23 protein-coding genes and 1 tRNA gene are annotated in these 21213 nt (G+C 67.7%); 18 read left to right on the forward strand and 6 right to left on the reverse strand.

Annotation, left to right across the window (positions count from 1 at the left end; all coding sequences use genetic code 11):
* Positions 1 to 687, reverse strand: a complete 687-nt coding sequence (locus H531_RS0109165) for a nitroreductase family protein (protein ID WP_022799055.1) — start codon at positions 685 to 687, stop codon at positions 1 to 3.
* A 2-nt stretch (positions 688 to 689) separates the two neighbouring features.
* Positions 690 to 1934 carry a glucose-1-phosphate adenylyltransferase gene (gene glgC / locus H531_RS0109170; protein WP_022799056.1) on the reverse strand — a complete coding sequence of 415 codons (1245 nt, stop codon included), beginning with the start codon at positions 1932 to 1934 and terminating at the stop codon, positions 690 to 692.
* Between the two features lie 69 nt (positions 1935 to 2003).
* Here glgC and H531_RS0109175 point away from each other — a divergent pair, with 69 nt between their 5' ends.
* Entirely contained in the window at positions 2004 to 4094 is a 2091-nt protein-coding gene (locus H531_RS0109175) for an AAA family ATPase (RefSeq protein ID WP_022799057.1), read from the forward strand.
* Here the strand turns inward: H531_RS0109175 and H531_RS0109180 are convergent.
* Positions 4091 to 6397: a penicillin acylase family protein gene (locus H531_RS0109180; RefSeq protein WP_022799058.1), complete on the reverse strand. Its 2307-nt coding sequence runs from the start codon at positions 6395 to 6397 to the stop codon at positions 4091 to 4093. The genes H531_RS0109175 and H531_RS0109180 overlap by 4 nt on opposite strands.
* Positions 6398 to 6474: 77 nt before the next feature.
* Here H531_RS0109180 and H531_RS0109185 point away from each other — a divergent pair, with 77 nt between their 5' ends.
* Complete coding sequence (locus H531_RS0109185; RefSeq protein ID WP_022799059.1) at positions 6475 to 6684, forward strand: CDGSH iron-sulfur domain-containing protein; 210 nt, start codon at positions 6475 to 6477, stop codon at positions 6682 to 6684.
* A 43-nt stretch (positions 6685 to 6727) separates the two neighbouring features.
* Positions 6728 to 7687 (forward strand): aldo/keto reductase family protein, encoded by a 960-nt coding sequence (locus H531_RS0109190; protein ID WP_028490770.1) that lies wholly within the window; start codon positions 6728 to 6730, stop codon positions 7685 to 7687.
* Here the strand turns inward: H531_RS0109190 and H531_RS14810 are convergent.
* Positions 7684 to 7896: a hypothetical protein gene (locus H531_RS14810; protein WP_245540672.1), complete on the reverse strand. Its 213-nt coding sequence runs from the start codon at positions 7894 to 7896 to the stop codon at positions 7684 to 7686. The two genes, H531_RS0109190 and H531_RS14810, sit on opposite strands and share 4 nt — an antisense overlap.
* A gap of 219 nt (positions 7897 to 8115) precedes the next feature.
* Here H531_RS14810 and H531_RS14815 point away from each other — a divergent pair, with 219 nt between their 5' ends.
* The 15 genes from H531_RS14815 to H531_RS0109270 all read left to right on the forward strand — a co-directional run bounded on the left by H531_RS14815 (position 8116) and on the right by H531_RS0109270 (position 18567).
* Positions 8116 to 8412, forward strand: coding sequence for an MFS transporter (locus H531_RS14815; protein ID WP_245540673.1), 297 nt, complete (start codon positions 8116 to 8118; stop codon positions 8410 to 8412).
* Between the two features lie 10 nt (positions 8413 to 8422).
* Positions 8423 to 9112 (forward strand): MFS transporter, encoded by a 690-nt coding sequence (locus H531_RS13495; RefSeq protein WP_245540674.1) that lies wholly within the window; start codon positions 8423 to 8425, stop codon positions 9110 to 9112.
* Positions 9113 to 9198: 86 nt separating this feature from the next.
* A complete protein-coding gene (locus H531_RS0109205; RefSeq protein ID WP_022799061.1) occupies positions 9199 to 10677 on the forward strand; it encodes a hypothetical protein in 1479 nt (492 codons plus the stop codon).
* Positions 10678 to 11076: 399 nt separating this feature from the next.
* Positions 11077 to 11958 (forward strand): ATP-binding cassette domain-containing protein, encoded by an 882-nt coding sequence (locus H531_RS0109215; RefSeq protein ID WP_022799062.1) that lies wholly within the window; start codon positions 11077 to 11079, stop codon positions 11956 to 11958.
* A gap of 218 nt (positions 11959 to 12176) precedes the next feature.
* Positions 12177 to 12674 (forward strand): ABC transporter permease, encoded by a 498-nt coding sequence (locus H531_RS0109220; RefSeq protein WP_245540676.1) that lies wholly within the window; start codon positions 12177 to 12179, stop codon positions 12672 to 12674.
* Positions 12675 to 13436, forward strand: coding sequence for an ABC-2 family transporter protein (locus H531_RS0109225; protein WP_051130696.1), 762 nt, complete (start codon positions 12675 to 12677; stop codon positions 13434 to 13436).
* A gap of 2 nt (positions 13437 to 13438) precedes the next feature.
* On the forward strand, positions 13439 to 14026 hold the full coding sequence (locus H531_RS0109230) for a GNAT family N-acetyltransferase (protein WP_028490773.1): 588 nt from the start codon (positions 13439 to 13441) through the stop codon (positions 14024 to 14026).
* 178 nt (positions 14027 to 14204) lie between these two features.
* Positions 14205 to 14714: a hypothetical protein gene (locus tag H531_RS13010; protein WP_051130697.1), complete on the forward strand. Its 510-nt coding sequence runs from the start codon at positions 14205 to 14207 to the stop codon at positions 14712 to 14714.
* Between the two features lie 56 nt (positions 14715 to 14770).
* Positions 14771 to 15013, forward strand: a complete 243-nt coding sequence (locus H531_RS0109240) for an AbrB/MazE/SpoVT family DNA-binding domain-containing protein (RefSeq protein WP_022799066.1) — start codon at positions 14771 to 14773, stop codon at positions 15011 to 15013.
* 328 nt (positions 15014 to 15341) lie between these two features.
* Complete coding sequence (locus tag H531_RS0109245) at positions 15342 to 16718, forward strand: FAD-binding oxidoreductase (protein WP_022799067.1); 1377 nt, start codon at positions 15342 to 15344, stop codon at positions 16716 to 16718.
* Positions 16719 to 16727: 9 nt separating this feature from the next.
* Positions 16728 to 16804 (forward strand) — tRNA-Met (locus H531_RS0109250).
* Positions 16805 to 16855: 51 nt separating this feature from the next.
* Positions 16856 to 17095 carry a 4a-hydroxytetrahydrobiopterin dehydratase gene (locus H531_RS0109255; RefSeq protein ID WP_022799068.1) on the forward strand — a complete coding sequence of 80 codons (240 nt, stop codon included), beginning with the start codon at positions 16856 to 16858 and terminating at the stop codon, positions 17093 to 17095.
* A 12-nt stretch (positions 17096 to 17107) separates the two neighbouring features.
* A complete protein-coding gene (locus tag H531_RS0109260; RefSeq protein WP_022799069.1) occupies positions 17108 to 17485 on the forward strand; it encodes an acyl-CoA thioesterase in 378 nt (125 codons plus the stop codon).
* Positions 17469 to 17780 carry a thiol-disulfide oxidoreductase DCC family protein gene (locus H531_RS0109265; protein WP_022799070.1) on the forward strand — a complete coding sequence of 104 codons (312 nt, stop codon included), beginning with the start codon at positions 17469 to 17471 and terminating at the stop codon, positions 17778 to 17780. The genes H531_RS0109260 and H531_RS0109265 overlap by 17 nt, the downstream gene beginning before the upstream one ends.
* Entirely contained in the window at positions 17773 to 18567 is a 795-nt protein-coding gene (locus H531_RS0109270; protein ID WP_022799071.1) for a DNA-formamidopyrimidine glycosylase, read from the forward strand. Before H531_RS0109265 ends, H531_RS0109270 begins: the two co-directional genes overlap by 8 nt.
* Positions 18568 to 18684: 117 nt before the next feature.
* Here the strand turns inward: H531_RS0109270 and H531_RS0109275 are convergent, their stop codons facing one another.
* Together H531_RS0109275 and H531_RS0109280 are read right to left on the reverse strand one after the other, a co-directional pair.
* On the reverse strand, positions 18685 to 20166 hold the full coding sequence (locus H531_RS0109275; RefSeq protein WP_022799072.1) for an ABC transporter permease: 1482 nt from the start codon (positions 20164 to 20166) through the stop codon (positions 18685 to 18687).
* A gap of 3 nt (positions 20167 to 20169) precedes the next feature.
* A complete protein-coding gene (locus tag H531_RS0109280; RefSeq protein WP_022799073.1) occupies positions 20170 to 21204 on the reverse strand; it encodes a thiamine ABC transporter substrate-binding protein in 1035 nt (344 codons plus the stop codon).
* Between the last annotated feature and the right edge of the window lie 9 nt (positions 21205 to 21213).

Consider the following 21213-nt stretch of genomic DNA (forward strand, 5'->3'; position numbering starts at 1 on the left):
TCAACGTCCGAGAACCAACACCACCCCGGGGTGTTCCCCCTCGGGCAATCCAAGGAGCCGGGCCACGGCCTCATCGTAAAAGGTCTCCGCCGGATAGGCCGCAAGCCCTTGGCCCACCGCGGCCAGCAGGGCAAGCCCCGCGGCGTAGCCTGCCTCCAGAAGGGCATACCGGTAGCCCCGGAGGCCGAACAGGGCCTCGCTGCGCTCGGGGACCAGGGTGAGGGCGAGCAGGGCCGCTGCCTTCTCCAGAGAAAGGCCCAGCAGGGCCTCGGACCAAGAAGCGGGCTCCACCTTTCCCGAAAGCTGGAAGAGCTGGTGCTCCTTAGGGAAGTAGTGGTAGACCCCGGGAAAGACCCCCTCTACCCGGAGGGCCACGAGGTAGGCCTCGAGGGGATAGGCCTCCCCCGCCGAGGGAAAGCCCCGCCCTCCCTCCCGTTCCGCCAAGGGGTAGAGGACCTGGGAGAGGTCCTTGAGGGTGAGGGCCGAACCCACCTGGGGGAGGAGGGGCTTCAGGTGGGCCAGGGACCGGAAGAGGGGAGGGCCCCCGTCCTGGCGGAAGGGGGGCAGGGCCTGGGTCTCCAGGGGGTTGGCGTAGACCTTGGCCCGGGGCTTGCGCTTGAGGGGGAGCTCGTCCCCAGGGCCTAGGCGGGAGAGGCGGTAGAAGAGCTTGCCCGGATGCTTCTCCATGGCTAGAAGCGGTAGCTCTTGGGCACCACCACCACGCCCTCGGGGGTCACGGTGAAGCCCCGGGCCCGGTCCAGCTCCAGGTCGTAGCCGATCTCGGTGTGGGGCGGAATCCGCACGTTCTTGTCAATGATGGCGTTCCTGATGCGGCAGTAGCGCCCCACCTCCACGTCGTCAAAGAGCACCGAGCGCTCCACGAGGCTGTAGGAGTTCACCCGCACCCTGCGGAAGAGGACGGACTCCCTCACCGTTCCCCCGCTCACGATGACCCCTCCGGCGAGGAGGCTGTTTAAGGCCCGGCCCACCCGCTCCCCGGTCTCGTGGACGAACTTGGCCGGGGGGCTGAAGAGGTTAGCGGTGCGAAGAGGCCACTCGGGGTTGAAGAGGTCAAACTCGGGGATGACCTTGACCAGGTCCATGCTGGCCTCGTAATAGGCGTCCAGGGTACCCACGTCTCGCCAGTACAGGTTGGGGCCCTCCTGGCCGGGGATGGGGTTGCGGTGGAAATCGTAGGCGTAGACCCTATACCCCTCCTTAAGGGCCCGGGGGATCACGTCCTTGCCGAAATCGTGGCTGCTGGACTCGTCCTTGGCGTCCGCCTCCAAAAGCTCAAAAAGGGCCTCGGTGCGGAAGATGTAGTTGCCCATGGAGGCCAGGGCCAGCTCGGGCTTTCCGGGGATGGGCCTTGGGGCCTTGGGCTTTTCCTGGAACTCCGTGATCCGCCACTCCCCGTCCACCTGGAGGACGCCAAAGCGGGAGGCCTCGGCCAAGGGCACCGGGTAGGCGGCCAGGGTGATGTCCGCCCGCCTTTCGTAGTGGTACTCCACCATGTGGCGGATGTTCATCTTGAAGATGTGGTCCCCTCCGAAGACGGCCACCGCCCTGGGGGCGTGGTTTTGCACCAGGTGGAGGTTCTGGTAGATGGCGTCCGCCGTGCCCCGGTACCACACGGGCCCGAGCTCCTCGTAGCGGTACATCTGGGCAGGCACCAGGAGGATGAAGTGATCCTCCAGAAAGGCCCCGAAGCGCCAGTAGCGCTGGATGTGCTCCGTGAGGGACTGGGCCTTGTACTGGGTTAGGACGTAGATGGCGTAGATGCCGGAGTTCACGAAGTTGTTGAGGACGAAGTCAATGATCCGGTACTTGGCTCCGAAGGGCACCGCGGGCTTGGCCCGCTTGGCGGTGAGGGGGTAGAGGCGGCTGCCCTGCCCTCCCGCCAGGATCATGCCCAGAACCTCTACCTTGACCATGAAATCCTCCTTTCCGCGTAGTTTACCCTAAAGGCCCGGGGGGGCTGCGTCCGGGGTATAGTGGGCGCGATGCGGGTTCGCGACTTGCGCTGGTTCACCCCCCCCATCCGCCCCAGGCCCGCCCCGCCCTTCTTCGGCCAGGAGCGGGCGCTAAGGGCCCTCGAGGCCGCCTTCCTCCACCGGGGCCACGGCTACCTGGTGGGGCCGAGCGGCCTGGGCAAGCGCAAGCGCCTCCTGGCCTACCTGGCGGACCGGGCCTTTGCCAAGGAGGAGCTGGTCTACCTCCCCCTCGGGGAGGAGGCCCTCCCCCTGCTCCTTCCCGAGGGGGAGGGAAAGGCCCTGGTGGAAGGGGTGGAGGCCCTCCTCTCCGAGTTCACCCCGGCCCTCTTCCGGGAAAAGGGGTTCCTCTACGCCAAGAGCCTGGTGGAGGCCCGCCACGAGCGCGAGGCCGAGGCGATGCTGAAGGCCTTGGCGGAGGAGGCGGAGGGCCTCGGCTTCACCCTTTTGGAAGGCGAGGAAGGGCTCCGGCTCTCCGGCAAGGGCCCCTTGCCCCCCGAGCTCTCCGCCAAGCTGGAGGAGACGGTTCTGGCCTACCTAGACGTGCGGCAGCGGGCCCAGGCGGAGGTGGCGGCCCTGAGGCGGGGCTTCGCCGAGCGCTTCCTCCTGCCCAAGGCCGAGGCCCTGAAGGCCCGCTTTCCCCAAGCGGGGCGCTACCTGGACCGGATCCTGGAGACCCTGCTCCGGGCCGCCGCTTTGGAGGAGGAGCTTCCCCTAGAACACCTCCTCCCCCGGCTCCTGGTGGAGGGGGGGGAGCGGGTGGTCTACGAGGCCAACCCCACCCCGGAGAGGCTTTTTGGCCACCTGGAGTACGAGGCCCGGGACGGGGTCCTCTCCACCCACCTGGGCCTCCTCCGCCCCGGGGCCCTCCTGCGGGCCACGGGAGGGGTAGTGGCCCTGGAGGCCCACCGGGTCCTGGAACTGGGAAGCTACCCCCTCCTCAAGCGGGCCCTGGCCACGGGGGAGGTGGAACCCCTCGCTCCCCGCCCGGAGGTGAAGGGCCCGCGGCTCAAGCCCGCCCCCCTGAAGGCCCAGGTCTTCCTGGTGGGGCCGCCCGAGGTGATGGCCTTCCTGGAGGAGGACGAGGAGTTTTTGGAGCTTTTCCCCTTCCGCGTGGAATTCAGCCCGGAGATCCCCTACACCGAGGAGAACGTGGCCTATATTGGCGGCTTCCTGGAGGGGGAGGGGGTGGCCCTGGACCCGGAGGGCCTGGCGGCGCTGGCGGACGAGTCCCGGCGCCAGGCCGGGCACCAGGAGCGGCTGGACGCCAGGCTTTACTGGCTCCTGGACCTCGCCCGGGAGGCCTCGGCCCTGCGAAGCCCCCTGGACCGGGCGGCGGTGGCCGAGGCGGTGCGCGCCCGGGAGGAGCGCTTCGGCCTCGAGGAGGAGCTCTACCTAAAGGACCTAAGGGAAGGGGTGGTGGCCCTGGAGGTCCAGGGGGAGCGGGTGGGAGAGGTGAACGGCCTGGTGGTGGTGGAGGGTCCCCTCCCCCGGGGCCGTCCCGTGCGCATCACCGCCCAGGCGGGCCCGGGGCGGGAAGGGGTGCTCTCCATTGACCGGGAGGTGGGCCTGGGGGGGCAGGTCTTCCACAAGGCGGTCCTCACCCTCACCGGGTACCTACGGGGCACCTACGCCCAGGTGGGGGCCCTCTCCGCCACGGTAAGCCTGGTCTTTGAGCAGAGCTACGGGGGGATTGAGGGGGACTCGGCGGGGCTCGCCGAGCTCCTCGCCGTCCTCTCGGCCATTTCGGGGCTTCCCCTAAGGCAGGACCTGGCGGTCACCGGGGCCGTGGACCAGACGGGGAAGGTCCTCGCCGTGGGCCGGGTGGCGGAGAAGGTGGAGGGCTTCTACCGCGTCTGCCAGACCCTGGGCCTGACCGGTACCCAGGGGGTGGTGCTGCCCAGGGCCAACCTTCCCCACCTCACCCTCCGGGAGGAGGTGGTGCGGGCAGTGGAGGAGGGGGCCTTCCACCTCTTCGCCGTGGCAGAGGTGGACGAGGCCCTGGAGCTCCTCTTCGGCCGCAAGGCCTACTGGGTGCACGAGAAGGTGCGGGAGGCCCTGGAGCATTTCCATAAGTTGGAGAACGGCGAGGAAAAGGCCTAGCGCGCCGGCTCCAGAAGCAGGGTCCTCCCCTGCCCGGCCATGCGCATGGGCAGGTACTCCCCTCGAGCCCAGAGGGCGAGGAGGTCAGCGTAGCGGGCCGAGAGGAAGTGGCCGGACTGGCCCATGGGGTGGACGAAGAGGGAATTTTCCATGTCCGAAAGGTCCACGATCTGGCGGTAGCTCGGCCCGTGCCCCATGGTGAGGGCCTTCGGGTCAAAGGGGCCCACGTTCACCGTGTACCGGTCGCCGCCGAAGGCCACCTCCCGGTCGGAGAGGCGCTTTAAGGGCGTGTGGGTGAGGACGGCGTGGGAAAAGCGCGCCCGGTGGACCTCCCCCCAGGCCCTGGCCCCTAGGGCCTCCTTCCGGTCCAGGGCCCTTTCTAGGGCGAGGGCGGCATAGTCCAGGCAGGTCTCCTTGTAGTCCGTCTCGGGCCGGTCGCAGTTTTTGTCCCCGGCCTTCAAGGCCTTCAGCAGGTAGCGGGGCTCGTCCCAGTAGGCCTCCCCCACCTCCCGCTCGGGAAGCCGGGTGAGCTCGGTGTACCAGAGGGCGAAGACCAGAGCCTCCTCGGACGAGGCCGCCATGGTCCCGTCCCAGGCGAGAAGCCTCTCCCTCCAGGCCCGGCTCCTCTCGGAAAGGGGGGCAAGGAGCTCCAAAACGGGGCGGAAGTCCCGGTAGAGGAGGCTCTTCTGGTCCTGCTGGATGGCCCGCATGTCCTCGAGGCTGAGCTTCTCCTTGGCGAGGAGGAGCTCCTCTATCCGCATGGCCCGGTAGGGCTCGGCCCAGTCGTAGGTGAGGGCGTAGGGGAAGCCCTTAGGGGTCACCTTGTGGTTGGCGGTGACCAGGTAGCCCCGAGGGGGATTGAAGGCCCTGGGCCACTCCTCGGGCCTCCGGTAGCCCAGCCAGTCCCACTCCCCGTTCCCCGGCACCGGCACCATCCCCGTGTGCCCCTCCTTCCGGACGGGAAACTTCCCGGGGGCGATGTAGCCGATGTTGCCCTCCACGTCGGCGTAGACGAAGTTCTGGCTGGGAGCGGAGTAGGGCTCCAAGGCCTTTTGAAACTCGTCCCAGTTCCTGGCCCGGTTCACCCCCAGGAAGGCCATGAGGATGTGGTCCTCCGGGTCCAGGCTTACCCAGCGGAGGGCCATGGGGGTTTGGGGAGGGTCCTTCAGGGCGTCGGTGATCACGGGGCCATAGACCGCTTCCCGCACCTTCAACACCTCCTCCTTCCCCCCCTTCACCCGGATCACCTCCTCCCGCACCCCGTAGGGGACGACCCTCCCCTGGTACCGGTAGCCCCGTCCTTCCACGTCCTCCAGGAGGTAAAGGTCCTCCACGTCCGCCCCCACATTGGTCACCCCCCAGGCGATGCGGTCGTTCCGCCCGATGACGATGCCGGGAAGGCCGGGCAGGGTGGCCCCGATGGCCTTGAACCCCGGGGCCTCGAGGGCCATGAGGAACCAGAGGCTCGGGGCCTGGAGGGCGAGGTGGGGGTCGTTGGCGAGAAAGGGCTTGCCCGTGGCGGTGCGGCTTCCCGCCACCACCCAGTTGTTGCTGGCCTCCATAAAGCGGGGCGGGGCCATTTGCAGGAGGGCGGAGGGTGCCTCCTCCCGCTTGAGGGGAAGCCTGAGGTCCTCCGCGCGCAAGACGGTGGGGGCGTCCTCGGGGTAGGGGGGCAGGAGCTCCGAAAGCCTTTCCGGGGTTATCCCCCGGGCGAGGAGGCGGTGGCGCTTTAGCTCCTCCTCCCAGTTCCCGGAGAGGTCAAAACTCATCATCTTGGCCCAGACCAGGACGTCGGGGCCGGTCCAGGGCTCGGGGCGGAAGCCGAGGAGGGTGAACTCCGGCGGCAAAGGCGCCCCGCCCGCCAGGAAGGCGTTCACCCCAGCGGCGTAGGCGTCCACCGCCTCCTTCTCCTCAGGGTAAAGCCTTTCGTAAGCCGCCTTGGCCGCACGGTAGAAGCCCCAGGTGCGGAGGAACCGGTCCTGGGGAAGCGTGGCCTCCCCCAGGACCTCGCTCAAGCGCCCCTGGCCCACCCGGCGCTGGAACTCCATCTGCCAGAGCCGCTCCTGGGCGTGGGCGAAGCCCTGGGCGAAGAAGAGGTCCTTAAGCGTGGCCGCCCGGATCCGCACCACCCCGTGGGCGTCCCGCACCACCTCCACCGGAGCGGAAAGCCCCTTCAGGGCGATACGGCCCTCCTCTTGGGGCAGGGAGGCCCTCAGGTAGAGGTACCCCGAAAGGGCCAGGAGAAGGACGAGGAGAAGCCCTAAGCCCAAAAGCCAAGCCATCGCCCGCAAGAAGCGCTTCATGGTTAGCAGGAAGCATACCATAGCCCTATGGACCCGCTGTGGCCCTCCTCGCCCGGCTTCTCAGGTAGAGTAAAGGCATGCGGCTGGAGTTTCTGGAAAACGGCCCCATCCGGGTGGAGGGCAAGCGCTTTGGGGTGCGCGTGGGGGATAAGGAGGAGGTCTTAGAGCGCCCGCGGGTCTTCCTCTGCCGCTGCGGGGGTTCGGCCAACAAGCCCTTTTGCGACGGCACCCACAAGAGGATCGGCTTCCAGGCCCCGGGCGGGACCTTGGAGGTGGAAGGCGACTGACCCGCTGGTCAATCCCGGCCCAAGGGGGTAGACTCCGGAGGCTATGGGCGCGATGCGCTACCGGAAGCTCGGCAAGTGGGGCCTTAAGGTCTCCGAGATCTCCCTGGGCGCCTGGGTCACCTTTGGGGATGCGGTAAAGGACAAGGAGACGGTCCGGGAGATCGTCAAGATCGCCTATGAAGGGGGCGTGAACTTCTTTGACAACGCCGACGTCTACGCCAAGGGTCTGGCGGAGGAGATCATGGGGGAAATCCTCCGGGAGTTCCCCCGGCACACCCTGGTCCTCTCCACCAAGGCCTACTGGCCCATGTCCGAGGACCCGAACGACCGGGGCCTGAGCCGCAAGCATCTCCTGGAAAGCATCACGAAAAGCCTCAAGCGGCTCAAGACCGACTACGTGGACCTCTTCTTCGCCCACCGCTACGACCCCGAGGTCCCCATGGAGGAAATCGTCTACGCCATGCACACCCTCGTGGAAAAGGGGTACGCCCTCTACTGGGGCACCTCGGAGTGGCCCGCGGCAAGGATCGCCGAGGCCGTGGCCTTCGCCAAGGCGAACGGTCTCCACCCCCCCGTGGTGGAGCAGCCCCAGTACTCCATGCTCTACCGGGAACGGGTGGAAGGGGAGATCCTTCCCGAGGCGGAGCGCTTCGGGATGGGCCTCGTGGTCTGGAGCCCCCTGGCCATGGGCATGCTCACGGGGCGGTACGATGGGGGCATCCCCCAGGAGAGCCGCTTCGCCCGCTACCCCCAGTTCGCCGAGCGCTTCCTCACCGAGGAGAACCGGAGAAGGGTGCTCAAGCTCAAGGAGGTGGCGGACGAGCTCGGCCTCACCCGCACCCAGCTCGCCCTGGCCTGGGTCCTGAGGCTTCCCGGGATCAGTAGCGCCATCACCGGGGCCACCCGCCCCGAGCAGATCCGGGAGAGCCTGGGGGCGGCAGGGGTAGACCTGCCCCAGGAGGCCCTGGCGAGGATTGAGGCCATCCTCCGGGGCGAGGCCTAAGGCGCAGGGGCCTGGCCCTCTTCCTGGCGGACCGGGGAGAGGGCGGCGTACCTATGGTAAAGCAGCCTTGGCCTCCTCCCGGGAAGGTAGAGCCCAGCGCTCCAGAGGTTCAAAAGGGGCGGGAAGTCCTCGGCGCCGAACTCCCAAAGCCCCTCCGGGTTGAGGAAGACCCGCAAGACCGCCCCGTAGCCGGGATCGTGCGCTTCCAAGGCCTTTTGCCACTCCTCCTGCCAGCTTTGGGCGGCCTCGAGGGCCTCCCCAGGAAGCGGGGAGGAACCAGGCGCGTGGGGATGCGGAAGTCGGTGTCCACCGCACGGTAGAGCCGGATGGGTCTCCCCCGGCGGGAAAGACGTCCCACTTCCTCCAGAAGCCCCGCCTTCAGGAAAAGCCCCACCCGGTAGTGGGCCCTTTGCAGGAGGAAGTGGGCCATGCTGGCCGCAGACCTGGGCGGGGGGCTGGCCACGGGCTTCCTCCTTTTGCTCTACCTCCTGGGCCGCCTCGAGGTTTGGCCCCTCTACCTGGTCTCCGCCCTCACGGGGGCCCTCTCTAGCCTCCACTGGCCCGCCCTCTCCGCCATGCTGGAGAAGAGGGACTACGCCCGGGCGAGCGGCATGATGAGCCTGGCGGCGTCCCTGGCCGGGGTAGGGGCCCCCATCCTGGAAGCCCCTGGGCCTCGGGGGAATTTTCGCCCTGGACCTCCTGGGGGCAGGGGCTGCCGTCTTTAGCCTCCTTCTGGTGCCCATCCCCAACCCGAGGCTCGAGGCCCGAGAGAAGACCTCCTGGATAGGGGAAGCCCTCTTCGGGTTCCGCTTCATCCTGGAAAGGCCTCCCCTCCTCGGCCTCCAGCTCATGTTCTTCGGGATCCACCTCCTCGCCACCCTGGGGTCCACGGTCCTCCCGGCCATGGTCCTGGCCAAGACGGGGTTTTCGGAAGCCGCCCTTGCTTTAGTGCGCTCCGCCGCGGGGCTTGGCGGGGTGGCAGGGGGGCTTCTCCTCTCCCTGTGGGGCGGACCCAGAAAACGGGTTCACGGGGTCTTCCTGGCCCTGGCCTTCATGGGGGCGGTGGAAGGGCCTTCCGCGTGGGCGGTCCTGGCCTTCCTGGAAAGCCTCTTTATCCCGGTGCTCAACGGCTCTAACCAGGCCATCTGGCAGGCCAAGGTGCCCCTTGCCGTGCAGGGCAAGGTCTTCGCCGCAAGGCGCATGATCGCCTGGTGCGCCAATCCCCTGGCCATGCTCCTCGCGGGGCCCCTGGCCGACCGGGTCTTCGGTCCCCGGTACGGGCAGGGGGAAGGCATCGCCCTCATGCCCCTCCTCTTCGGGAGCCTGGGGGTGCGTTGGGGGCTTTCCGGCTACCTCCTCCCCCGGGTGCGGGAAGCGGAAAGCCTCCTCCCCGACGCCAAGGAGAACCAGGCGCCCCCGACGTGATCGCGCCCAGACGCAAGGCCAAGGGGCGTCCCTCCAATGTGGCCTCCTTCCCTCCCAAGGAAAGAGGGGGCCTGTAGGCTTCCCCTATGGGCGAGCCTCTCCTCGCCCCGGCCCTCCGCCTCCTCGAGGAGGGGAAGGACGGGGAGGCCCTGGCCCTCCTCCAAAGCCCCCAAGAAGACCTCCCGGAGGCCGAGCGCCTGGCCCTTTTAGGCTTCGTGGAGGCCCGCAAGGGGAACCTTCGGGCCTACCGCGCCCTGGCCCTAAAGGCCGCCCGAAGGGCCCAGACCCCCCTCACCCTCTACCACCTGGGCCTCGCCCTCCCCCCAAGGGCGGGCGTCCTGGCCCTGGAGGAGGCCCTGCGCCGCTTCCGGGGGGACGCCAAAGGGGAGGCCCGGCTCCACCTGGCCCTGGCCGTGGCCCTGGAGCGCCTGGGCCGGCCCGAGGCCCTGGGCCACGCCGCCCTCGCCCGCCTGAAGGACCCCTCCCCCTGGACCATCCTCCACCACCTGCGCCTGGAGCTCTTCTTCGGCACCACGCCCCTTCCCGAGGTCCTGGAGGAGGCGGAGCCCTTCCTGCCCCACCCCTTCCCCGGGGTGCGCCTTCTCGCGGGGCACACCCTGGCCCTGGCCCACCTCCTCCGGGGAAGCCCGAGGCGGGCAAGGAACCTCCTCCGGGGCCTCCTCCCTCTCCTGGAGCCGCCAAGCCTCGCGAGCCTCCTGGTCCTCGGGGCCTTGGCCCTGGACCCCCCCGAGGTCCGGCTCCTCCTAGAAGGGGCCCAGGCCTTCCTCCCCCGGGAGGGCTGGCCCTGGGGGTTTTACCTCCTCGCCCGGGGGCTTCAGGAGGGGGATGAGGCCTGCCTCCTCGCCGCCCACGGCCTTTTGCGGGAAGACGGGGCCCCCTACGCCCTCCTGGCCGAGGCCCGCCTAAAGGCGCTCGGGGTGGAGGTGGAAGCCCCCCTGGCCCCGGGGCTTGCCCCCGGCCTCCGCCCGGAGGCCCGGGCCTTCTTCCTGGGCCCGGCCGAGGCGCCCCTCCTTCGCTTCCTCGGGGGAGGCCCCCTTCCCTCCCTGGGCCCCAGGGGCACCGAGGCCCTGGCCCTCCTCCTCGCCCGCGAGGAGGGCCTACCGGGGGAGGCCCTGGCGGAGGCCCTCTACGGGGAGCCCAACCTGGGGGCCCTAAAGGCTCTCCTCCACCGCCTGCGGGAAAAGGGCCTCCGGGTCTCCTGCGCTCCTTACCGCCTGGAAACCCCTCCCCCCTCGGACCTTTCGGCCTTCCTCCGGGCCCTCTCCCGGGGAGACCTGGAGGAGGCCCTGGCCCTCTACCGGGGCCCCCTCCTCCCCTGGAGCCAGGCCCCCGGGGTGGAGGAACTTCGCCTGGAGCTGGAGGAGGCCCTGAGGCAAGCAGTGCTGGCCCAGGGCGAGGTGGAAAACCTCTTCCTCCTGGCCGAGCGCCTGGGGGAGGACCTGGAGATCTGGGAGGCCCTCCTGGAGAGGCTACCCCCCGAAGACCCCCGCCTTCCCATCGCCCGGGCCCGGGTGGCGAGGCTCCGCCGGGAGTACGGCGTGTGAGGCCGGAGGGACGCAGTTGGGGTCCCAGCAGGCCAAAGCGGGCCCGGAAGGCCGGGCCAGGAGGAGAAGCCAGACCAAAAGCCAAAGCCAAAGGGCCTTGCCCCTCATGCCCCCAGGGTGCCACAAGGAAGGTTACACGGGCGGTCAAGGGTTACGCGAGATGTGAGCCGCGGAACCCCTTCCACGTAACCTCGCGTAACCTCCCCCCTGCTACCCTGGGGCTAACCCGGAAGAGGAGGCTTCCTCCGGGTTAAAGGAGGGATGAGGCATGAAAAGGCTGGTGATGCTCAGCGGCCCTTTCCTTGCCCGTGAAGAAGCCTTCGCTCTTGTAGACGCCAAAGCCCTAGTCCGGTGATTCACGACGAGATCAAACCCGTCGTAGAAGCTCGCGGCCTAGGGGTGACCTTCCGAAGGGCAAAGGAGGAAGTGCGAGCCCTCCGGGGGGTCACATTTAGCCTTGATCCCGGGGAGGGCCTGGCCCTTCTTGGAGGCAACGGGGCCGGCAAGTCCACCCTGATCCGGGTTCTGGCCGGAATCCTCCTGCCCCAGGAAGGCGAGGCTCGGCTTTGGGGGCTGGACCCCTGGCGTTTTCGCACCCGGCTGGCCCAACGCTATGGGCTTGTTCTAGGTGGGCGGTCTCGTCTTTCCCCCCTGCTTTCCGTGGAGGAAAACCTCAGGCTTTGGGGAGCGCTCTACGGGCTTGCCGGGGCACACGCCAAGCGCAGGATCCAGGAGGTGGCAGAGGCCCTAGATCTCACCCCCATCCTCGGGGTTGCCGCTTCCCGTCTTTCCCTGGGACAACGGAACCGTGCGGAACTGGCCCTGGCCCTCCTGCCCGAACCGGAACTCCTCCTTTTGGACGAGCCCTTTGTCGGCCTAGACACACTAGGGCGTAAATCTGTTTTAAATCTCCTAGAAACCCTCAAGGTCCACCGGGGTGTCGCCCTCATCATGGCGTCCCACGAACTCTCGGGCGTAGAAGGGGTCCTGGAGCGAGCCCTGGTCTTGCGGCGGGGAGAGGTAGCTTTCTTGGGAGATCTCACTGCCCTCCGAACGGGTCTGGACTTCCGCCACGTCAAGGTGCTCTTCCACGAACCTTTCCGGGGAAATCCCCCCCCATGGGCTACCGTTTCCGAAGGAGGATATGTTCTGGAGGCCAAGGTTTCCCCAGAGGAAATCCCGGGCTTCCTGTCCGGGATGCTGGCCCTCGGGAGCGTGCGGGAAGTCTCCGTCCAGGAACCCAGCCTGGAGGAGGTGATGGAGGTTTGGCTTCGCACCTAGCCGTCCTGGAATTCCACCTCAAGGAGGCTTGGAGGGGTTGGCCGGGGATGGCGTTATACCTTGGCTACACCCTAATCGTTTACGTGGTGCTTTTTTCCCTTTGGGGAAGCCTGGAAGCGCCACCCTGGGTCCTAGGGTACCTCTGGGCAGCAGAGGCCCTCTACATGGGGGTACCCAGGTTTTGGAGCCAGCTTCACCAGGAAGCCAGGATGGGAGAGTTGGCCCTACGCTTGGCCCTTCCGTACCCCTTTGTCCTCCTTCGCTTTCAGCGCTACCTGGCCACCGCCCTCCTCCAGGTCCCCTGGGTGGTCGCCGTGGGCGGTGCGGTCATTTGGGCTCTGGGACTACCCGCCTCTCTAAGCCTTTGGAGCCTTCCGGCCCTAACCTTGGGCCTCATCCTAAACTTCCTATTGGAACTCACCTTTGCCTTGCTGACCTTTCGGTCTATCTCCCCCATGGCCCTTGGAGTTCTTCTGGAGATGTTACGGCTCCTAGGGGGAGCCGTGGTGCTGCCCTTGGAGTTTTGGCCCGGGAGTGGAGCGCTCCTCCTACTCCAGCCCCTAGCCGCGACCTTCTACTTGCCGGCCCGGGTGGCCGCCGGGGGCGAACCGGCTTGGCTTCTGGGTACCCTCGTTTGGATCCTGGTCTTCCTAGGGCTTCTGGCCTACCTTTTCCCTCGAGCCCTGGCCGCTTTGTCGGAAAGGGGGGAGGTGTAAATGGAGGCTTGGTCCCGGTGGTTTAGAGCTTGGCCCCTTTTGCTACGGAGCCGTTTTCTAGAAGCATGGCAGGACCCCCTGGGCTTCTGGGCAAGCGTTTTGGCCAGGGTGATCAACAACAGCCTCTGGCTTTTGGTCTTTTACCTCTTCTTCCTGCGCTTCCCGGAGGTCCGGGGATTCCGCTTTGAGGACCTGGTGCTCACCTGGGCGATGGCCTTTGGTGCTTTTGGGCTTCTACAGGCGCTTTGGGGCGGGGTATTGGGTCTGGCTCGTTTGGCAGAAACGGGAGAGCTGGAAGTCCACCTTCCGCTTCCCGTTCCTCTCTTGCCCTACCTCCTTTCCCTTCGCCTGCAGCCCACAGGCCTAGGCGACCTCCTTTGGTCCCTGAGCGTTCTGGCCTTACTCGGCGTGAACTGGTTCTACGCCCTATGTGCCTTGGTGGGCGCTTCTCTCGTGGCTCTGGGCTTCTTCCTCGCCCTGGCCTCCACGTCCCTTTGGGGCCTCAGGGTCCAGAACCTGCTCCCGGTGGCCTACGCTGGGCTCGTCCAGTTTGCCACCTGGCCGCCCAGTGTGTACAAACCCACCATCAAGGCGCTCCTTCTCAGCCTGATCCCGGCTTTCTGGTTGGGACCGCTACCGGCAAGGGCCGTTGTTGAAGGTTCTGGTCTCGCCACGCTTTGGGGATTTGGTCTTGGATTCCTCACCCTGGGAAGCCTAGCCTTTTGGCTAGGCCTGCGCCGCTACATCGCTCCGGGAGGATAGGAATGTTCGTGGGGGAAAGAGTCCGTTTAGATCCGGTACAGCGGGCCCATCTACCAAAAATCATCGCGTGGATGTACAAGGAAGAGGTTATCGCACGCGCCTTCTTCGGTGACCCCTTACCCAGATCGCTAGAAGAGATGGAGGCCTGGCTCCAGCAATTGCGAAGCAACCCCCACGCCAGGGTCCTTGCCGTGGTCTACCGCGAAACAGAGGAGATCGTGGGCGAGGTCGCCCTTCAACCGATAGACTGGCGAAACCGCTCCACCTTCTTTGCCATAATCCTGGGCGAAGAGTCTAGGCGGGGTGAAGGTTTGGGAACCGAGGCCGCGCGCCTGGCGCTTCGGTACGCCTTTGAGGGGCTAAATTTAAACCGCGTGGAAGCCAACGTGCTCAGTTCTAATGAAGCCTCTATCCGCCTGCTAAAGCGGGTCGGGTTTACGTGGGAGGGAAAGCGGAGGGCCGCCGTTTGGAAATCCGGACAATGGGAAGACATGGAAATCTACGGGATAACGGCCAGAGAATGGTACGAAAGCCAGGAAAGTGGCTTTGAAGGGCCTAAATTAAGGGTCAACCATGAGGGAGTAACGTAGATGCAAGCAAGTGCAAGAGGTCAGGGTCGGCGGCCGGACGCGGCGGGTCCACGTGAGGCCCTTCGCCTGGAACCTGCGCTCGCCCTCTGCTCACCCATCAACGGCGTAATCTGGGGGGTTCGCGGCGTCATTGTGTAGGAACTTTACGCCCTTTTCCATTCTGCTCCCTGCGGAAGGCATGCGCCTTTTCGCGGCGGGGTTCTTTTACCTCCCCGTGTACCTCTTGGCCGCGGAGAAGGCCAGGACCCCCTTAGAAGCCACGCTTCCCCAGACCCTCCTCTACGCCTTGGGGTTCGCGAGCCTGTGGGTGGGTGCCCTTCTGGACCGAAAACGGGTTTTGGCCCTTTCCACCCTCGGCCAGGCCGCCCTGGCCCTCGCCCTTCTCCCCGCCCCGGGCCTGCCCCTTCTCTACCTCCTCGTCCTCCTCCTGCTCTTTGAGCTCCTAGACCGCTTCCGCGCCCTGGGCGCAGGGCTTTACCTGAGAAGCCTGGTGCCGAAGGAACTTGTGGGCCGGGGCATGGAAGGGGTGGCCTTTATTTCGGGCCTGCTCGCCCCCTTAGGCCCCCTCCTGGGCAGGGGTGGCCCTCCCCCTCCCCTTCCTCCTGGCCGGAGGGCTCCTCCTCGCCCTCGCCCTTTGGGTGGGAAGGGGGTGGCGGTGAGGGGCAAGCCCCCCTCGGCGGGGGCCTAGCCAGCAAAGGCGGCTTTTTGGCGCCTGAATGGGGGCCGTGGTAAAGTGAAAAGGGAATGGTAAAGTTCAGGGTGAGCAGTAAAGGGCAAATCACCCTTCCCAAGGCGGTCCGGGAGGCCCTTGGGCTCCGCCCGGGAGAGGAAGTGGTCTTTGAGCTCCGGGAAGGAGGGGCCTTCCTCCACCCCCGGCGCCGGGTTCCCCTAGAAGCCCTGCTCGGGCGCCTGAAGGGCAAGCGGGGGTTCCCCGGCGAAGAGGCGGAGAGGCGGGCGCGGGAGGAGGCGTGGAGGGAAGGGGCTTGAAGCCCTACTACCTGGACACCTCCCTGAGGCTCCGCCTCCTGACCGGGGACCCTCCGGAGCTTGCCGCCCACCCCCGCCTCCCCAGCGCCCGGGCCCGGGTGGCGAGGCCCCGCCGGCCGGGGAGACGCAGTTGGGGTCCCAGCAGGCCAAAGCGGAACCCCTTCCACGCAACCCTGCGTAACCTCCCCCCTGCTACCCTGGGGCTAGCCCGTAAAGGGGATAAAAGGGAGATGCTCAAGGAAGTGCAAGCCAAGAAGCCACTGGGGCACAGCCAGAATGGATTCTGGCCGCAAGTGCGCATCTTTAAGGGCGGCGTAAACTCAGGAGCATGGAAAAGCTCGAGGCCCTAAGGCGCCTCTTCCCCGGGCAGGTGGACCTCTCGGAAAGCGAGCGCCTGCGCCACGGGAAGGACGAGGGCTACCCAGAGGCCAAGCCCGTCTTGGCCGTGGTCTACCCGGAAAGCGTGGAAGACGTGCAGAAGGCCCTCCAATGGGCCCGGGAGTGGGGCGTGGCGGTGATCCCCTTCGGGGCGGGGACGAGCCTCGAGGGCCACCTCTACCCGGTGCGGGAGGCCATCAGCCTGGACCTAAGCCGGATGAACCGGGTCCTAAGGGTCCAGCCCCAGGATTTCCTCTGCGTGGTGGAGCCCGGCCTCACCCGCAAGGCCCTGAACGAGGCCCTGAAGGGAACAGGCCTCTTCTTCCCCGTGGACCCGGGGGCGGACGCCACCTTGGGCGGGATGGCCGCCACCAACGCCAGCGGCACCACCACGGTGCGCTACGGGGGGATGCGGCACAACGTCCTCGCCCTCCAGGTGGTCCTGGCAAGCGGCGAGGTGCTGGAGCTCGGCCGTGGCGTGCGCAAGACCTCCTCGGGCTACGACCTCAAGGACCTTTTCATCGGCAGCGAGGGCACCCTGGGGGTCATCACCCGCCTCACCCTAAGGCTCCACCCCCTCCCTGAGCACGTCCACACCCTAAGGGCCTTCTTCCCCGGAGTGGAGGAGGCGGCGGAGGCGAGCTACAGGGTCATGGCCACGGGGCTGCCCGTGGCGAGGCTGGAGCTTTTGGACGAACTCGCTCTGAAGGCGCTGAACCGCTACCTCTCCACGGACTTCCCGGAAAAGCCTGCCTTGTTCCTAGAGTTCCACGCCTCCACCCGGGAGGCCCTGGAGGCCGAAAGCGCCTTGGCCTTGGAGCTGGTAGAGGAGGTAGGGGCGCTTACGGTGGAGGCGGCCAAGACCGAGGAGGAGCGGCGCAGACAGTGGGAGGCGCGGCACCAGGCCTACTGGGCCCTCGTCCACCTCTTCCCCGGCCACCGCTTCATGATCATCGACACCGCCGTCCCCCTCTCCCGGCTAGCCGAAATGGTGCGGTACGCCCAAGGCCTTCTCCAGGAGATGGGGCTTGAGGGAAGCATGGTGGGCCATGTGGGGGACGGGAACTTCCACACCTTGGTCCCGATCCTTCCCGAGGACTACCCGAAGGCGGAGGCCTACGCCGAGAGGCTCGTGGAGAGGGCTTTGGCCCTCGGGGGCACCTGCACCGGGGAGCACGGGGTAGGCCTCCGCAAAAAGAAGTTCCTCCCCAAGGAGCACGGGGACTCCCTGGAATGGATGCGAAAGCTAAAGACTCTCCTGGACCCCGAGGGCCTCCTGAACCCCGGGAAGGTGCTTGACATATCCCCTTCTCCCCGCTATATTTAGGGATGGCGACGCGGGGTGGAGCAGCCTGGTAGCTCGTCGGGCTCATAACCCGAAGGTCGCGGGTTCAAATCCCGCCCCCGCAACCAAACCCTCCCCCGGGCACCTTCGGCCCGGGGGTCTTGCCCTAACCTGAGGGTATGGACTGGGAGACCCTGGAAAACCCCAAGCGCCTCGCCAAAACCTTCCGCTTCAAGGACTTCCGGGAGGCCTTGGCCTTCGCCAACCGGGTGGGGGAGCTGGCGGAAAGGGAGAACCACCACCCGCGCCTCACCGTGGAGTGGGGGCGGGTCACCGTGGAGTGGTGGACCCATTCGGCGGGGGGGATCACGGAAAGGGACCGGGAGATGGCCCGCCTAACGGACGCCCTCCTGGGGTAGCCTGAAAGGGATATGGAGGCGCGGACCCTGGAGCTCGTCTTTCCGGAACACACCAACCCCATGGGGGCGGCCTTCGGCGGCTTCGTCCTGAGCCTCATGGACAAGGTGGGCTCCTACGCCGCGGCCCGCCAGGCCAAGAAGCCCGTAGTCACCGTGGCGGTGTCGGGCGTGGAGTTCAAGGTACCCATCCGCACCGGGGACCTCCTGGAGGTGGTGGCCCGGGTGGTGCGGGTAGGGAGAACCTCCCTCACGGTGGAGGTGGAGGTCTACAAGGAGCGCTTTGGGGAGGAGGACGGCCGGGTGCTGGCCACCAAGGGAGTGCTCACCTACGTGGCCGTGAACGAAAAGGGCGAGCCGGTGCCGGTGGAGGCCCATGCGGGTGCTGATTGACGCCGGCTGTCCCTACTGCCGGGCCTTGGGGCGGGCCCTGGAGGCCCTGGATCTGGGGAAGACCCTCCGGGTGGAGCCTCTCCAGGAGGCCCAGGACCTCCCCCAGGCGGAACTCCTGAAAGCCCTTCACGTCTTGGAAGGGGGGAGGACCCACCGGGGCTACGCTGCCCTCGTGGCCCTAAGCCGGAGGCTCCCTCTCCTTTGGCCCCTTTACCCCTTTCTTCTTCTCCTCGTCCCCTTTGGGCTTGGCGAGGGGCTCTACCGCTTCCTGGCCCAAAGGAGGCCCCGTGCCTGAGCTTCCCGAGGTGGAGACCACGAGGAGGAGGCTCCTCCCCCTCCTCCTGGGCCAGCGTCTCCGAGGGATCCGCCACCAGGACCCCCTTCGCTACCGCCACACGGAGCGGGCGGCCGGCAGGCGGGTGGAGGGCGTAGAACGGCGGGGCAAGTTTCTCCTCCTCTCCCTCTCCGGGGGCCTCGAGGCCGTGGTCCACCTGGGGATGACCGGGGGCTTCCGTCTGGAAAAGACCCCCCACACCCGGGCGGAGTTCCTCCTGGAAAGGGGGGTGCTCTACTTCCACGACCCCCGGCGCTTCGGGCGCATCCTGGTGGTGGAGGCAGGGCGCTACGAGGAGCTCCCCCTCCTGAGGAGGCTTGGCCCCGAGCCCCTTTCCGAGGCCTTCACCTTCCCCGGCTTCCTCCAGGGCCTGAGGCAGAGCGCCCGGCCCCTCAAGGCCCTTCTCCTGGACCAGACCCTGGTGGCCGGGGTGGGGAACATCTACGCCGACGAGGCCCTCTTCCGGGCCCGCCTGAACCCCTTACGCCCGGCCAGGAGCCTGGGGGAGGCGGAGGCCCAGAGGCTCTTCCAGGCCATCCGGGAGGTCCTCGCCGAAGCGGTGGCCCTGGGGGGGAGCACCCTTTCCGACCGCACCTACCAGCAGCCCGACGGCCTTCCCGGAAGCTTCCAGGAGCGCCACGCCGTCTACGGCCGGGCGGGCCTCCCCTGCCCCACCTGCGGCGCCCCCATCGCCAGGCGGGTGGTGGCGGGCCGGGGGACGCACTTCTGCCCCCACTGCCAGGCCTGATGCCCCTTTCTATTGAAGGGCCCTCCCGGAGCAAGGCCACCCGCATGGGGGCCCCGGTAGAAAGTCCCTACGAGGTTTTTGGAGCTTAGGAGCGCAGAAATCCAAAGCAAAACGCCATCAGCCCACCCGCCCCCGTCCCCGGTCCAGGAGGTAGAAGAGGAGGGCAGAAAGCAGGGCCAAGACGGCGGCCAGGGCCACGGCCTCGCGGTAAGGCCCCTCCCCGGGCCGCCCCAGGCGCTCGTAGACGGCGAGGGGGAGGGTGGTCCACTCCGGCCGCCAGAGGACGAGGCTGGCCCCAAACTCCCCCAGGATGGCCGCCAGGGCCAGGGCGGACCCCGAGCGGAGGGCGGGGAGGAGGAGGGGAAGCTCCACCCTCAGGAAGGCCCGGTAGGGGCCCGCCCCCAAGACCCTCGCCGCCTCGAGGAGGCTTGAGGGGAGGCTCCGCAGGGCGGGCAGGAGGGCCCGGGCCAGGAGGGGGTAGGCCAAAAGAGCGTAGGCCAAAAGGAGGAGGCCCAAGGACCCTCTCCAGGAGGGGTAGGCCAGGAGGTAGCCCAGGCCCAGGGCCACCGGGCTTACCATGAGGGGGAAAAGCCCGAGGAGGTCCCAAGCCCCCCCACGCCGCGCGGCCACCCCGTAGGCCACCCCCAGGGGCAGGGCCAGGAGGAAGGCGAGAAGCGTGAAGCGGAGGCTGTTCCCCAGGGCCAGGGGGAGGGGGGTGAAGTCCTGGGAGGCCCAGGCCTGGACGAGGGCCCGGGGGCTTACCTCCAGGAAGAGGGCGAGGAGGGGAGCGAAGAGGCAGAGGAAGAGGAGGCCTAAGCCCAGGGCGAGGAGCCAGGGCCTCCGGCTGGGGAGGAGCCCCCCGGGGGCGAGGGGGTAGGTGGGGATCCGGAGGTAGAGGAAGGCGGCCAGGCCCAGGGTGAGGACCTGGAGGAGCATGAGGGCGCTGGCCTCGGGGAAGGCAAGGCGGTAGGCCAGGAGGGTGTAGACCTCCACCTCCAGGGTGGCGTACCGCCCGCCCCCGAGGAGAAGGGGCACCCCGAAGGCGGAGAAGGCGTAGAGGAAGACGAGAAGCCCCGCCGAACCCAAGGCGGGCAGGAGGAGGGGAAGCCCCACCCGGAGGAGGGCGCGAACGGGCGTGGCCCCCAGCACCCTGGCCGCCCCCAGGGGCCCCTCGAGGCGGAGGGCCACGGGGAGGAGGATGCGGAGCGCAAGGCCCAGGTTGTAGAAAACCGCCGCCAGCAGGAGGAGGGCCTCCGTGCCGTAGAGGTCCACCCCGAGAAGCCCCCTGGGACCGAGGAGGGCCAGAAAGCCCAGGGCCACCACCGGGGTGGGGAGGACAAAGGGCAGGGTGCTGAGGGCCAGGAGGACCTCCCTAAAGGGAAAGCGCCGCCGGAACAAAAAAGCCAAGGGCAGGGCCAAGGCGAGGGTGAGGAGGGCGGAGAGGAGGCCGTAGCGAAGGCTAAAGAGGTAGCGGCCCAGGTAGTAGGGGTTCTCCAGGGCCTGGGCAAACCCCGTCCCCAGGGCCAGGATGCGGAAGAGGGGATAGAAGAGGGCGAAGCCCAGGAAGAGGAGGAGGAAGCCCTGGGCGAGGCGGACCACCCCCTAACGCCTCGCCCGCCGCACCGCCTCCGGGCTTTGGCCCTGGAGGACCACCTTGGTCCACTCCTCAATCCAGCGCTCCCGGTTTTGGGCCACCACCTTGGGGTCCAGGCGCACGCTTCCCAAGGGCTCGGGGGCGAAGCGGAAGACCTCGGGGAGCTTGGCGTCCTTCCTTGCGGGGTAGACCCACATCTCCGTGGGGATGTTCTCCTGCACGGGCCGGGAGAGGAGCCAGTCCACCACCTTCTTAGCCCCCTCGAGGTTTCTGGTGCCCTTCAGGATCCCCACGAACTCCACTTGGAAGAAGGCGAGCTCGGGGAAGAGGTTGCCCGTGGGGGGTTCCTTGTACTTGCCCTCGGAGTAGTAGACCTCGGCCGCGGGGGAGGTGGTGTAGGAAACCACCAGGGGCCTATCCCCCTTGTAGAGGCTGAAGTGGGTGTAGTAGGCCTCGCTCCAGCCCTTGGCCACCCGCACCCCCCCGTCCCGAAGCCTTGCCCAGAAGTCCAGGTACCCGTCCTCGCCAAAGTGGGCCACCGTGGCCATGAGGAAGGCGAGGCCCGGGGAGCTGGTGGCGGGGTTCTCCACCACCAGAAGCCGCGCGTACTCCGGGCGGGCGAGGTCCAGGGGCGCCTTGGGCAGGGGGCGGTCCTTGAAGTAGGCCCGGTCGTAGTTCAGGCTTACCCAGCCGTAGTCCACGGGAAGGGCCCGGAAGGTGGGGTCCAGGAGCAGGGTGGCCTTGAGGTTCCGGACCTCCGGGCTGCGGTAGGGGAGGAGGATGTCCGCCTCCAGGGCCCGGGAGAGGAAGGTGTTGTCAAAGCCGTAGAGCACGTCGGCGATGGGGGCCCCTTTGGTGAGGATGGCCCGGTTCAGGGTCTCCCCCGCGTCCCCCGCCTTCAGGAAGCGGAGCTTGAGGCCCGTTTCCCGTTCAAACCGGGCGATGAGCCCCTTGTCCAGGGAAAAGCTCTCGTGGGTGAGGACCGTGACCTCCTGGCCCCAGGCCAGGGCCAAAAAGACGAGGAGCGCCAGCGCTCTAACCATAAAACCCCT

Origin of the sequence: Thermus islandicus DSM 21543, assembly GCF_000421625.1 — a bacterium.
Lineage (GTDB): Bacteria > Deinococcota > Deinococci > Deinococcales > Thermaceae > Thermus > Thermus islandicus.

Bases quoted from the DNA above. Each gene is read 5' to 3' on its own strand.
- H531_RS0109165 (WP_022799055.1), bottom strand. From the start codon at position 687: ATGGAGAAGCATCCGGGCAAGCTCTTCTACCGCCTCTCCCGCCTAGGC.
- glgC (WP_022799056.1), bottom strand. From the start codon at position 1,934: ATGGTCAAGGTAGAGGTTCTGGGCATGATCCTGGCGGGAGGGCAGGGC.
- H531_RS0109175 (WP_022799057.1), top strand. From the start codon at position 2,004: ATGCGGGTTCGCGACTTGCGCTGGTTCACCCCCCCCATCCGCCCCAGG.
- H531_RS0109180 (WP_022799058.1), bottom strand. From the start codon at position 6,397: ATGAAGCGCTTCTTGCGGGCGATGGCTTGGCTTTTGGGCTTAGGGCTT.
- H531_RS0109185 (WP_022799059.1), top strand. From the start codon at position 6,475: ATGCGGCTGGAGTTTCTGGAAAACGGCCCCATCCGGGTGGAGGGCAAG.
- H531_RS0109190 (WP_028490770.1), top strand. From the start codon at position 6,728: ATGGGCGCGATGCGCTACCGGAAGCTCGGCAAGTGGGGCCTTAAGGTC.
- H531_RS14815 (WP_245540673.1), top strand. From the start codon at position 8,116: ATGCTGGCCGCAGACCTGGGCGGGGGGCTGGCCACGGGCTTCCTCCTT.
- H531_RS0109205 (WP_022799061.1), top strand. From the start codon at position 9,199: ATGGGCGAGCCTCTCCTCGCCCCGGCCCTCCGCCTCCTCGAGGAGGGG.
- H531_RS0109225 (WP_051130696.1), top strand. From the start codon at position 12,675: ATGGAGGCTTGGTCCCGGTGGTTTAGAGCTTGGCCCCTTTTGCTACGG.
- H531_RS0109230 (WP_028490773.1), top strand. From the start codon at position 13,439: ATGTTCGTGGGGGAAAGAGTCCGTTTAGATCCGGTACAGCGGGCCCAT.
- H531_RS13010 (WP_051130697.1), top strand. From the start codon at position 14,205: ATGCGCCTTTTCGCGGCGGGGTTCTTTTACCTCCCCGTGTACCTCTTG.
- H531_RS0109240 (WP_022799066.1), top strand. From the start codon at position 14,771: ATGGTAAAGTTCAGGGTGAGCAGTAAAGGGCAAATCACCCTTCCCAAG.
- H531_RS0109245 (WP_022799067.1), top strand. From the start codon at position 15,342: ATGGAAAAGCTCGAGGCCCTAAGGCGCCTCTTCCCCGGGCAGGTGGAC.
- H531_RS0109255 (WP_022799068.1), top strand. From the start codon at position 16,856: ATGGACTGGGAGACCCTGGAAAACCCCAAGCGCCTCGCCAAAACCTTC.
- H531_RS0109260 (WP_022799069.1), top strand. From the start codon at position 17,108: ATGGAGGCGCGGACCCTGGAGCTCGTCTTTCCGGAACACACCAACCCC.
- H531_RS0109265 (WP_022799070.1), top strand. From the start codon at position 17,469: ATGCGGGTGCTGATTGACGCCGGCTGTCCCTACTGCCGGGCCTTGGGG.
- H531_RS0109280 (WP_022799073.1), bottom strand. From the start codon at position 21,204: ATGGTTAGAGCGCTGGCGCTCCTCGTCTTTTTGGCCCTGGCCTGGGGC.